The following is an 11,840-nucleotide window of genomic DNA, read 5'->3' on the forward strand; positions in this document are numbered from 1 at the left end:
GCTATAATTTGAGATCATTCCCCTTATAAAAAAGGTCATTTAACAGAAATCTCTTCAGCGAGGGCTCTCATGAAGCGAATGGTTTTATTCTCAGTCATAAACGTGGTGTGTGTCGTCGCGGTATTGTATTCACTGCAGCCAGCGTTTTCACAGAGCAGTGCCCATTTTCGTGGTTTACGGAATGAGATGGTCACCCGTTATATTGAGGGCGAGGGGATCAAAAATCCCAAAGTACTCTCATCCATGAGGCAGGTCCCGCGTCATGAATTTGTCAGTTCCACGCTGAAAAATCAGGCTTATCAGGATCTGGCATTACCCATCGGATATAGGCAGACCATCTCGCCGCCATATGTTGTCGCTTATATGACAGAAACGATTGACCCGCAGCCTGAGGATAAAGTTCTGGAAATCGGAACCGGGAGCGGATATCAGGCAGCGGTACTTTCCGCGCTGGTGAAAGACGTCTATACGATCGAAATCGTGGAAGGACTCGGGAAACAGGCTGCGGCCCGCTTGAAGCGATTAAAATACGATAACGTACACACGCGAATCGGCGATGGTTATCTGGGCTGGCCGGAAGAAGCACCGTTCGACAAAATCATTGTGACCTGCTCGCCCGAAAAAGTTCCCCAGCCACTCATTGATCAATTGAAAGAGGGGGGCATCCTGCTCATCCCGCTGGGTGAACGTTATCAGCAAGTGTTCCATCTGTTTCAGAAAGAACAGGGGCAACTGAAACATAAGCGGCTCATTCCGACTTTATTCGTTCCGATGACCGGACGCTCGGAAGAGAAACGCGAGATCAAACCCGATCCACTCAAACCGGAAATTGTGAATGGTAATTTTGAAGTAGATGATAACGGGGATAAAAAAGTTGATAACTGGCACTATCAGCGCAAAGTGAACTGGGTTACTGCGGACGCACCGGAAGGCGCCGCCTATCTGGAGTTCGAAAATGAGTCACCAGGTGGAATGTCTCAGATTTTACAGGGGATGGCCATTGATGGATCGAAAGTGAACTCTCTCGACATCAGTCTGCAGATCAGTTACATGAACACCGTTCAGGGTATCGAGACCTTTCAAAAACCCGGATTCATCATCCATTTTTATGATCAAATTCGCAGAAATATCGGGCAGGCTTATATCGGTCCCTGGATCGGGAGTCGCGACTGGTACCGAGAGACAAAAAAAATCCCCATCCCTCCCCAGACGCGCGAAGCGATCATTCAATTGGGATTAAATGGCGGCACCGGTATTTTGAAAGTAGACAGCCTGAAGATTGATAAAATCGAGTAGTCTGCGAATCCTTGCCAAAGGCCATGTTTTTTTCTTGAAAAAAATGGTATGACTCCTAGAATATGAGTGCAACCCCATTCCTTTTTGAACTCCCTCTCTCAATGGGACAAGATAACGCGAATTCTTGTCTCCTGCCCCTGTTTATATAAATCACGATACCAGTTCAGACATGCGACGCGGAATTCTCTCCGGCCACTTTAATTAATGGTTACAATATTATCACAGAAGATTTCTGTTCAGAACGTCTTCTAGCCAGACAACTTAGGAAACGAATGTCACTACGCCACTTTCAGAGACTGCAGCAAACAAATGGTGCTGTGTTTAGTAGTCTTAAACCAATTTACCCTGTCGCCGCTCATTTCGGATCTCCCGAAAACGAATATCAGAGCGCACATCAGGCAGCAGCGCTCTTCGATCTGTGTCATCGAGATCAATTCGAACTAAGAGGCAAAGACCGGGCAAAATTCCTGCATAACTTTTGTACCAATGAGATCAAAAATTTGCAGCCCGATCAGGGTTGTGAAGCATTTCTCACCAATGTCCAAAGCCGCATTCTGGGTCATATTTTTGTGTTCAACCATGAAGATTCTCTCTGGATCGACACAGCGCCCGGGGCAAGTGAAGCCATCATCAAACACCTGGATCGCTATATCATTCTGGAAGATGCGTTTTTTAAAATGCGCACTCCGGAATTTGGTAACCTGTATCTGACCGGACCAAAATCGACCGAAATATTGAAACAGGCGGGCATCGAAGTCGAGTCGCTTGCGGTAAACCGGCAATTGCGAGTGAAAGGCACCGATTCGCAACTCACGGTGCGACGCGTTGACTGGTTACATCAGCCGGGATACCTTTGCTGCCTGCAGTATGTCAAGATTGCGGATTTCTGGACGAGGCTGAGGGAGATCGGTGCGATTCCTGCGGGTCAGGACACATTCGATGCCTTGCGGATTGAAACCTTATTCCCTCTCTACGGAGTTGATCTCTCAGAGGAGAATCTGGCGCAGGAGGCAAATCGAACAGAGCAGGCGATCTCGTTCAAAAAAGGCTGTTATCTCGGACAGGAACCGATCGCGCGGATTGATTCACTGGGACACGTCAATCGCGAATTACGGGCGATTGGCCTGGAACGGGCGTGGGTTCCCCCGGCTGGAACTAAAATCATGTCAGGCGAACCAGAAAATCTTCAGGAAGTGGGCACGGTTACCTCTTCCGCCCGCTCATACGGGAAATATCCTGCGGTCGCGATGGCGATGATTCGACGGAGTTCGAATGCCCCGGGCACAACGGTTCAAATTGTATCCGACGATCAGAGTGCCAGCGGCACCGTGTTTACATCGCTGAATTAAAGGACCGATTTCCCGATTTTTTCGATGAGTTTTTGGTGGAGAGCGGTGAAAGCCATCCGCGGGCATTATAATTGAAGTAAAAACGGCGATCCGATTCATGTCCCGCGAGATGCTACATTTCCAACTGCGATTTCTGAAGATCAACGTGGCGCTGTTCTCGCTCGTGTTGCTGGGAAATACCTGGAAACTCTGGACACCACAACGCCTCTTTCCGCAAGTTCCTTTGTTTGGCTGGATTTCAGCAGTACCTGCGGAATCAGACTGGTTCACGTTCGCTACCCTGCTGGCTGCTGCGGTTTGTCTGCTCGTGCTGGCATTGACTCCGTTCTTTTTGAGGATTACCGACCGCGAACTCTTGCCTCTGTTCCAACAGGTTTGTGGCGGTCTGTTTTTGTCGGCATTTCTGCTGTCGATTGTTTTTGATCAGCATCGTATTCAGCCCTGGGCGTATCAGTTTGCACTGGGTTTTCTGATCCTGACGTTCCTGAAACCGCCGCGCGCGATTCAATTGTTTCGTCTGTTTGTCATCAGCATCTATCTCTATTCTGCGCTCTCCAAATGTGATGCCAGTTTTGTGCAGACGCTGGGGCAGCAGCTAGTGGAGGGACTGTGCTCGGCTATAGGAATCTCAACGGTATTCTGGTCAAAGCAGACCTTGAACTGGATTGCGGCTTCCTTTCCGGCGGGAGAGTTTCTGATCGGACTGGGATTATTCTTTCAACGGACTCGTCAATTGACCCTCTGGGCGGCAGTCGGAATGCATGTTTGTCTCATGCTTGCGATTGGGCCACGCGGCTTGAACCACTATCAGGGCGTGCTCATCTGGAACGTCTATTTTATCATCCAGGATCTGATTCTGTTTGGACTTTTGTCAAAAGGGAAGCTGGTGGGCAGTGTTGCTGCTGGCGACCTTGATCGGAGTTTATCGCTCAAGGTCGTTTCCGGATTTGAACGGGTGGCGCTGGTCATTGTCTGGTTGGCAATGCTGGCCCCCCTGCTCGAGCCGACAGGCTATTTTGACCATTGGCCCGCCTGGGGTTTGTACGCGAGCCACCATGATCGTGTCATACTGCTGATTGACGAGGAGGCCAAATCGAAGCTCCCCCCTGCTCTGCAGCCATTTGTCGATCCGCCACGGCCGTTAAGCCGCTGGTGTCGCGTGCGGGTTGAACGCTGGTCACTGGCCGAGCTGGGCGCTCCCATTTATCCCCAGGCCCGTTTTCAATTAGGAGTGGCGATTGCCGTCGGCAAATCTCTGGAGCAGGAAACGGAGAATCGTGAAAAACAACCGCAAATCAAACTCTTGTTCGAAGGAGCAGCTCATCGACTGACGGGCAAGCGCAAAATCAGTGAATACAGCGGCTTAAAACAAATCGAACTGCTGACAAACCGTTTCTGGTTGAATGCGGAGCCGCGCCCCTTTGCTGGCAATGACAAATCGAACCTTTTCCATTAAAAGCAGTCTCATTTGCGTGCCTCGGTTGCAATTCTCCAGAATTCAAAATACAACGGCGTTTCTGGTAAAAAATTCTGCTCTGTAAGATACCGACATAAGTTTTGCATTCTCTTTATGATTTGAGGCGTGAAATGGCTTTCATTAATGATCACTACCTGAAGCTCAAAGCGGGCTACCTGTTTCCGGAAATTGCGCGTCGTGTGAACACGTTTTGTGAAGAGAACCCGAGCGCAGCCGTGATCAAACTGGGAATCGGTGATGTGACCGAGCCGTTACCGGCCGCCACCAGGGAAGCCATGCACTCCGCCATCGACGAAATGGGAGATCGTGGCACATTTCGTGGTTATGGTCCCGAGCAGGGTTACGGGTTTCTCCGCGAAGCGATTGCCAAACATGATTTTCTGTCGAGGGGTGTTGAGATTGCCGCCGACGAAATTTTCGTCTCGGATGGTTCCAAGTGCGATACTGGAAACATCCTCGATATTTTCGGTGCTGATAATAAAGTGGCAGTGACAGACCCGGTTTACCCGGTCTATGTCGATACGAATGTCATGACCGGACGCACGGGAGCCGCCGATGCAAGTGGACGCTACGCGGGCTTAACCTATTTACCGGTGACAGCTGAAAACGATTTTGTCGCCGCACTGCCGGAGACTCCCGTCGATCTGATCTACCTCTGTTATCCGAACAATCCGACCGGGACCGTCGCGACGAAGGAGACTCTGAAGCAGTGGGTCGATTATGCCAGAGCGAATGGATCGATCATTCTGTTTGATGCCGCCTACGAAGCCTTTATTACAGATCCGGAAATTCCCCATTCCATTTATGAGATTGAAGGGGCCAAAGAGGTCGCCATTGAATTTCGCAGCTTCAGTAAGAATGCCGGTTTCACCGGAACCCGCTGTGCTTTCACCGTAGTTCCCAAGCAGTTAATGGGAAAAACCGCTTCCGGCGAACCTGCGGCCATTCATCCACTCTGGAATCGTCGCCATTGCACGAAGTTTAACGGCGTATCCTATATTATCCAGAAAGGGGCGGAAGCCGTTTATTCAGAACAGGGTAAACAGCAGATTCAGACATTGATCGCTTTCTATCTGGAAAATGCCCGCCTGTTGCGGGAAGGTTTGGAATCGGTGGGCATCTCTGTGTATGGCGGGGTCAATGCCCCTTATGTCTGGCTTAAGACTCCGGGCGAATCGACCAGCTGGGAGTTCTTTGACGAATTGCTGCACAAAGCCCATCTGGTGGGGACACCGGGCAGCGGTTTTGGTGCTTCCGGCGAAGGCTATTTCCGTCTAAGTGCTTTCAACAGCAGAGATAATATCAACGAGGCAGTCACCCGGTTTCAGAAAGTAGTCGGTTAATCCGGCCGGAGATCACCCACGGTCAGACAGAAGGCAGGCCTGATTTCAAGGCGAATCATGCTATATCGGCCCTGCTTTATGTGGACACTCCCCGGGAGACTCTCGTATAATCAGTACTTTGATTTTGTCAAAGATCCTCTGCGAAAGAGGACACCATGCAATACATCATCTGCTAATTCGGGTGGCGCGAGCTGCCATCCGGGTCTCGCCGTCCCGTATGGTCACCCCTTTTCAATCCTGTTTTCATGTTCACCGAAAGGTTCTTCCTATGTCTAAATGGCATCTTGCTGCCTGTTTATGTATTGCGTTTTTTGGATTTTCCCCTTTGGCGAACGCTCAAACCGAAAAAGCAGATTCCGGTAAATCGGCTCTCAAAGATCAAAAGCAAAAAGTCAGTTACGGTATTGGCTATAATTTGGGTCAAAATCTGATGCGCGATCAACTGGAACTTGATCCTCAAATGCTGGTGAAAGGGATCATGGATGCCATGACCAAGCAGAAACCGCAAATGACGGAAGAGGAGATTCGCGAAACACTGCTCGCATTCCAACAGGAATTACGTAAGCAGCAGGAAGTAAAAATGAAAAAAGCGCAAGAAGAAAATATTGCGAAAGGTAAGCAGTTTCTCGATACCAATGCCAAGAAGGAAGGCGTAAAGACCACCAAGAGTGGTCTGCAATACAAGGTGATCAAACAGGGTTCCGGAAAAACTCCCGGTCTGAAAGACAGCGTGACCACCCATTATCGGGGAACTCTGATTGACGGAACGGAATTCGACAGCTCCTATAAACGAAATCAGCCAGCAACGTTTCCCGTCAACGGTGTGATCGGCGGATGGACTGAAGCACTGCAGTTGATGAAAGAGGGCGATAAGTGGCAGCTCTTTATTCCCAGCGATCTCGCCTATGGTCAAAGAGGCTCGGGTCCCGACATCGGTCCTAATGAAGTGCTCGTCTTTGATATCGAGTTGATCAAGGTAAACTGATTATCCGTTGTTTTCATTTCAGTAAACGACCTGTTTCCAGGCCGACGCTCTTATCGGGCGTCGGCCTTTTTTTATTTACTGCTGTCCCAAACCCAACAGGATGACTGTTTGTGCTGGTTGTGCAGGTCTTGCCGGCTGCGCTGGGAGGGTTTCCCTTCGGAGAATGGTTTTTCCACAAGTCAAAGTTCGTTGATGTTGCATTTTGTGAGCTAAGGTACACGGAGAGTCACTTAACTTGTAGCGATCTCCATTCTCTGTCAACTTCAATAAAAGCAACTGAGCCATGCCAGATATTAATCATCGTAATGACCAGCTTCTCCAGGAACTCAACAAATCGCAGGCGAAACCGACCTGTTCTGAATGTGGTACGTACGAGCCCTGGGGGCTTTCGTCATGGTGCCCCCAATGCGGCTATTATCCGAAGCTGGGAAGATGTGTGGGACAATCAGAGACTCAGCAGCAGGGGCAAGCCAAACCACAGCCTCAAACCGTTTGGGAATTAATCCCGCAGTGGGGTTGGATTCTGGCGATTGGTTCGCTTGCCGCAATCGGCTTGAGTGTGGGCGGACGTTTCTATTGCGCGAGTCCAGGCGAATTATGTCTGTGGACATTAACACAAGCGACCGTGGGTTTGATTCTGTTTATGATCGGACATGTTGTCGTTTATTTGAATGCCGTTTCCAAATCATTTGAGTTCGGCATGATGAGCATTTTTCTGACGCCGCTCAAAATCTGGAGACCGACGATTCGCCGTTTTCCGGTAGGGGCCTGGAAATTAGATCTGGCGATCTGGGGGCTGACCTTAATGGTCGGCGCTTTCGCGATCGTGGGTGGATTCGAATTCAATTCCTTATTTCAAGATTGGGGCGTGCGGAAATCGGCGAATGTCAATCTCTTGGCTTCGGTCGTCGATCAGGCGAAGGAAGCCGAAGGGGGAGCTGAGAATCTGGAAGATGCGTTGAACGATTTTGCCGGCGGAACCGACAAGGCAGCGGAAGTCGCCCTGCCCTTGCCCGCACCAGAAGAAGCTGCACCGAAACTGACGGAATATGATTGTTTGCTGGTCGGCTATACGACATTGCCGAGCGGTAAGATTGAATCGGTACTGTTAGCTGCATCCCATAATAAACAGTTAGTCTACGCGGGAAGCATTGATGTGAATGAGATTCCAGAAGAAGTCCTGGAAGAATGGAAGAATCGACTGCCGAGTCTGAAACAATCCACACCATTCGTGAAAGTCAGAAAGTCAGCCACCTGGATCAAACCGAAGATCACATTAAAAGTGGCCTCAGAAGGCTGGTCGGAGACCAGTAACCGACTGATTAAACCGGAATATGTCTCACTCTTACAGGAAATCAGTGTCGATTAACCTTGCCAGAGAAAACGGAAAAACAAAGAGTATGGCCCCGCTGTTTCGATGGCGGGGCTATTTTTGTTTTGCTGTCATAAATGCATTGGGAGCATGGCATCGTTCCGGTTTGCTGGATCTGGGTGGTTCTCTGCGTAGGTCTCTGTTATCCCGGTCCGTGATTGCTAAAATAGACGGTGAATGATTTTTACCAGACAGACACAGGCGATCAACAGCATGAAACCGGAACTGGAACGTTACAGTCGGCAAGTCCTCTTTTCAGAACTGGGGGAGGCAGGTCAAACCCGCTTGATGCAGGGGCGCGTGTTATTGTGTGGCTGCGGTGCGCTGGGAACCGTATTGGCAGAGACTCTGGTCCGGGCGGGAGTCGGCCAGTTAAAAATTGTCGATCGGGATTTCGTTGAACTGAGTAATCTGCAGAGACAGGTCCTGTTTGACGAAACGGATGTCGCAGCCAGACTTCCCAAAGCGATTGCTGCCGCCGAGAAACTGAAAAAAATCAACAGCGAAGTCCGGATCGAAGCCATCGTCGAGGACATTGACCACACCAATATTTTAGCGCTGGCAAAGGACGTCGATTTGATCCTGGATGGGACGGACAATTTTGAAGTCCGCTATCTAATCAATGATGTCTCGCTGGAACTGGGCATTCCCTGGATTTACTGCGGGTGTATAGGCAGCACCGGACAAACGATGACCATCCTGCCGGGTAAGTCCGCCTGCCTGCGGTGTCTGATTGATTCCGCACCGGAACCGGGCAGCACCGAAACCTGTGATACCGCGGGAATTCTAGGGCCAACGGTCAATGTGATCGCGTCTTTCGAAGCCATCAATGCGATCAAAATTCTTGCAGGGCGTGAAGATCTGATCAAACCGGTGCTGACCGTCGTGGATGTCTGGGAGGGAACGTTGCGTCAGATGAGCGTCGCCGACCTCAGAGAGAAAGCCGGCTGTAAAGCCTGTCATCAAGGAGAACGGATCTGGCTGAAGGGAGAACAAGGCTCACGCACGACACGCCTGTGTGGCAGAAATGCGGTTCAGGTTTCTCCGGCTGAAAAGGGCCGCATCTCATTTGAAGATCTGGCTAAAAAACTCCAGCATTCGGGAACTGTCGACTATAACGCGTATCTGCTCAGGCTGAATCTGAAGAACCCCGATTTCGAAATCAGCCTGTTTCGAGATGGGCGCGCCATCATCAAAGGCACCGATGACCCCGCGGTTGCCAAGACGATCTATGCCCGCTATATCGGCAGTTAAGCGAGGGGGCATCTGCTGCGCTACTGCTGTGGTTGAGCCCGTAATTTGATTTCATCTTGATGCGACAGAAACGACTGTACCATCTCTTTGCGAATTCGCAGCATCAAGTCTTTTGACATCAGCGTGGAATGATTTTTGCCCGGAAAAATCTCAACAACAGTGTCCCCGGCAATCTCTCCATTCAGGCGATCCAGCGATTGTTTGAGTAACATGGTGGCACCTTCCAGATAAAACGTATCCTGGTCGCCCATGAAAACATGAATTTTTCCAGCGAGTTGCGGCGCAAGTTTTTTCCAGTTTGTTTCCAGGATCAAGCGGATATCATAGGCTTTCCACGTTTCTGCGACATCGGCATTGATGGCCCCGGTTTCCCGGTCATACAACTTCAAAGGGGTTCCATCTTTGCCGCGCGGACTGAAGACCGCTTCAAAACTACGGAGTTGGCCGCCATGCCCGAGGACCTCTTCCATTTTGGAAAAAGATTCGTACCATAAAATCGGAACCTGTCCCATGCGGGCAATGGGTCTGGCCTGATTCGACGCATCGCGATACATGTTGCTGGTTGGGTCATAAACGTTGATTTGCTGAAAGTCCCGAAAATCGACAGGATCGGGGGCCGTACTCCAGGTACCGCCAAACACGTCCGGGTAGGTTACCTGCAACCAGAGTGAAGACCAGCCTCCCGAAGAGTGCCCGGTTAAAAAACGGGCACGTTGATCAGGAATGGCGCGAAATGTTTTTTCCAGTGCGGGCAGAAACTCCGTCGTGAAAGCTTTTCCGACCGGCCCGTTGGTGGCTGAATCTGCGAAAACATGATGCCCCCAGCGACATTGGGGATTCAGGAAGACGCGGATAAATTCCACGTTTCCTGCGTTGTGTTCGGCAATCGGAGTTTCTCTGCGCCCGCTCAAATGATCGCCGCCAAAACCGGGGATCGAATAAATCACGGGGTACTTTCTCTCCGGTTGCTGGTAATAACTTTGCGGTAAGAGGACGGTGGCTTCGAGAGAGGTGTCCTGTCCGTGAAAGTCAGACAAGAGTGCAGAGCGAATTTTGAACAGCTTGCTCCAGCGCGAATCAACGGCCGGTTTTTCCGAGACCAGTTTGTCAATCACCAGAGGCGGCATATTCTGGTCGGCCCCTGCCGGAATGGTGATGACCTGGCTATAACCGTTTCCCGGCGCGGTGCCGATTTCAGGATCATTGTCGTTGAAGCGAACCACGGCCTGAGCGTGGTAACCTGCCAGTTTCATCTCGGACAGTGGAATGGGAAACGAGAGCAGGCCCTTGGAATCGGGCGTGAATTCAAGCATCTCGCCCGGCTGCCAGTTCTTCACGTCCTGTGAGAGGAATGATTCCGGTTGAAACCAGGATGGTCCCAGACGCGGTTCCCGTTCCGATCGCGTGAAAATCAGATAAACGCGCCCCGTAAAGGGCCGTTGATGCACGGATTCCGCAAATTGAACCTGAAACGCATTTTCAGCAGCCGGTGATTCTGCGAAAAGGAGCAGCGAGCAGGCAAGCGTTGACAAAACCGTTAGCAGGCAAAACCGAAATCGTGGAATCATAGTGAATCGCACCTCAGATTGTATCAAAGTAGAACGCGAGTAAATAAAATTCGAACTGCATCATAACTCTTCAGCACAATAAGAACAGCAGCTTCCGCGAAAGGCGTTTTCCCGAATGAATGATAATCCATCCAGGCTGGAAGAACTATTGTCTCGTCTAAATCAGGTCGAGTCCGTGTTGATGCATCTTCAACATGAAGTCGAACAGTTAAATCAGGCCATTATCCAACAGAATACAACGGTCGATACATTGAGCAAGTCGATGAAATCGCTCGATTCGCGTCTCGGCGTCCTGGAAGTGGAAGACGAAGACCTCGATCCTTTTCAGGAAAAACCGCCACATTATTAAGCCGTGTCGTGAAGTCCATTTACAGTTCAACACAAGGCTGCTTTCAAACGTACGACATACGCTCCGGGTTTTGTGACAGATTGCCGGCATCTGAGAACCCAATTGATTCAGCATTAAATCTACGATTCACAGCAGGGATCTGCTTGAAAATAATCCCACGATGCAGCATGATTTAATAAACAGAGATTAATAATCCATGTCTGACATCCGGAAGGGGCGTTGCTCATGCGTCAGGTAATATCAGTTGTTTTCCACTGCTGCCCCGCCTTGCTGCTCTGTCTTTGGAATGTGGTCATCCTTCCGGCTGCGGAACAGAGTCGACCAAACGTGGTGATTATCATGACCGATAATCATGGCGAATGGACGCTGGGCTGTTATGGAAACCGGGATATCAAAACGCCGCACATAGATCAGCTGGCGAAAGAAGGCACACTCTTTACCCGGGCCTTTGCCAATAATGCGGTCTGTTCTCCGACCCGTGCCACATTTCTTACTGGCCTGATGCCCTGCCAGCATGGAGTGCACTGTTATCTCAGACCCCGCATTCAAACCGGCCCTGATTCGTTTAATACGCTGGAAGAATTTCGGTCGATTCCACAGGTGCTCCATGATGCGGGTTATGTTTGCGGGCTGTCCGGGAAATGGCATCTGGGAGATAACCTGCATCCGCAGGAAGGATTTACTTACTGGATTACGAAACCACATGGCGCCAGCCCGGGTTTTTACAATCAGAAAGTGATTGAGCACGAGACAATTCGCGATGAACCGACTTATCTCACAGACCTCTGGACGCAGCACGGGATCAAGTTCATCAAACAGAATCAGGACAAACCGTTCTTTCTGTTTC

Annotated in this window: 10 protein-coding genes; 9 read left to right on the forward strand and 1 reads right to left on the reverse strand. The window is 50.2% G+C overall.

Annotated features, from left to right (window positions below):
- The first annotated feature begins 78 nt into the window (after positions 1-78).
- The 7 genes from Q0294_RS00235 (at position 79) to Q0294_RS00265 (ending at position 9,076) form a co-directional block, all read left to right on the forward strand.
- Positions 79-1,296, forward strand: coding sequence for a protein-L-isoaspartate(D-aspartate) O-methyltransferase (locus Q0294_RS00235; protein ID WP_299459416.1), 1,218 nt, complete (start codon positions 79-81; stop codon positions 1,294-1,296).
- Between the two features lie 272 nt (positions 1,297-1,568).
- Positions 1,569-2,645 carry a glycine cleavage T C-terminal barrel domain-containing protein gene (locus Q0294_RS00240; protein WP_299459418.1) on the forward strand — a complete coding sequence of 359 codons (1,077 nt, stop codon included), beginning with the start codon at positions 1,569-1,571 and terminating at the stop codon, positions 2,643-2,645.
- 97 nt (positions 2,646-2,742) lie between these two features.
- Positions 2,743-4,101, forward strand: coding sequence for a hypothetical protein (locus Q0294_RS00245; RefSeq protein ID WP_299459420.1), 1,359 nt, complete (start codon positions 2,743-2,745; stop codon positions 4,099-4,101).
- Between the two features lie 131 nt (positions 4,102-4,232).
- Positions 4,233-5,465, forward strand: coding sequence for an LL-diaminopimelate aminotransferase (locus Q0294_RS00250; protein WP_299459421.1), 1,233 nt, complete (start codon positions 4,233-4,235; stop codon positions 5,463-5,465).
- Positions 5,466-5,733: 268 nt separating this feature from the next.
- Positions 5,734-6,450 carry an FKBP-type peptidyl-prolyl cis-trans isomerase gene (locus Q0294_RS00255; RefSeq protein ID WP_299459423.1) on the forward strand — a complete coding sequence of 239 codons (717 nt, stop codon included), beginning with the start codon at positions 5,734-5,736 and terminating at the stop codon, positions 6,448-6,450.
- Between the two features lie 283 nt (positions 6,451-6,733).
- A complete protein-coding gene (locus Q0294_RS00260) occupies positions 6,734-7,819 on the forward strand; it encodes a hypothetical protein (protein WP_299459425.1) in 1,086 nt (361 codons plus the stop codon).
- A gap of 180 nt (positions 7,820-7,999) precedes the next feature.
- Complete coding sequence (locus Q0294_RS00265; RefSeq protein ID WP_299459427.1) at positions 8,000-9,076, forward strand: ThiF family adenylyltransferase; 1,077 nt, start codon at positions 8,000-8,002, stop codon at positions 9,074-9,076.
- Positions 9,077-9,096: 20 nt separating this feature from the next.
- Here the strand turns inward: Q0294_RS00265 and Q0294_RS00270 are convergent, their stop codons facing one another.
- Positions 9,097-10,644: an alpha/beta hydrolase-fold protein gene (locus tag Q0294_RS00270; RefSeq protein ID WP_299459428.1), complete on the reverse strand. Its 1,548-nt coding sequence runs from the start codon at positions 10,642-10,644 to the stop codon at positions 9,097-9,099.
- A gap of 115 nt (positions 10,645-10,759) precedes the next feature.
- Between Q0294_RS00270 and Q0294_RS00275 the strand changes: the two genes are divergently transcribed.
- Together Q0294_RS00275 and Q0294_RS00280 are read left to right on the forward strand one after the other, a co-directional pair.
- A complete protein-coding gene (locus Q0294_RS00275) occupies positions 10,760-10,993 on the forward strand; it encodes a SlyX family protein (RefSeq protein WP_299459430.1) in 234 nt (77 codons plus the stop codon).
- Between the two features lie 225 nt (positions 10,994-11,218).
- Positions 11,219-11,840: sulfatase-like hydrolase/transferase (locus Q0294_RS00280; RefSeq protein ID WP_299459432.1), on the forward strand; the 622-nt coding region annotated here is incomplete at its 3' end.

It is taken from the genome of uncultured Gimesia sp., assembly GCF_937919775.1.
Lineage (GTDB): Bacteria > Planctomycetota > Planctomycetia > Planctomycetales > Planctomycetaceae > Gimesia.

What these genes read in the sequence shown, in the direction of transcription:
- Q0294_RS00235 (WP_299459416.1), top strand. Translation starts at nt 79, where the DNA reads ATGGTTTTATTCTCAGTCATAAACGTGGTGTGTGTCGTCGCGGTATTG.
- Q0294_RS00240 (WP_299459418.1), top strand. Translation starts at nt 1,569, where the DNA reads ATGTCACTACGCCACTTTCAGAGACTGCAGCAAACAAATGGTGCTGTG.
- Q0294_RS00245 (WP_299459420.1), top strand. Translation starts at nt 2,743, where the DNA reads ATGTCCCGCGAGATGCTACATTTCCAACTGCGATTTCTGAAGATCAAC.
- Q0294_RS00250 (WP_299459421.1), top strand. Translation starts at nt 4,233, where the DNA reads ATGGCTTTCATTAATGATCACTACCTGAAGCTCAAAGCGGGCTACCTG.
- Q0294_RS00255 (WP_299459423.1), top strand. Translation starts at nt 5,734, where the DNA reads ATGTCTAAATGGCATCTTGCTGCCTGTTTATGTATTGCGTTTTTTGGA.
- Q0294_RS00260 (WP_299459425.1), top strand. Translation starts at nt 6,734, where the DNA reads ATGCCAGATATTAATCATCGTAATGACCAGCTTCTCCAGGAACTCAAC.
- Q0294_RS00265 (WP_299459427.1), top strand. Translation starts at nt 8,000, where the DNA reads ATGATTTTTACCAGACAGACACAGGCGATCAACAGCATGAAACCGGAA.
- Q0294_RS00270 (WP_299459428.1), bottom strand. Translation starts at nt 10,644, where the DNA reads ATGATTCCACGATTTCGGTTTTGCCTGCTAACGGTTTTGTCAACGCTT.
- Q0294_RS00275 (WP_299459430.1), top strand. Translation starts at nt 10,760, where the DNA reads ATGAATGATAATCCATCCAGGCTGGAAGAACTATTGTCTCGTCTAAAT.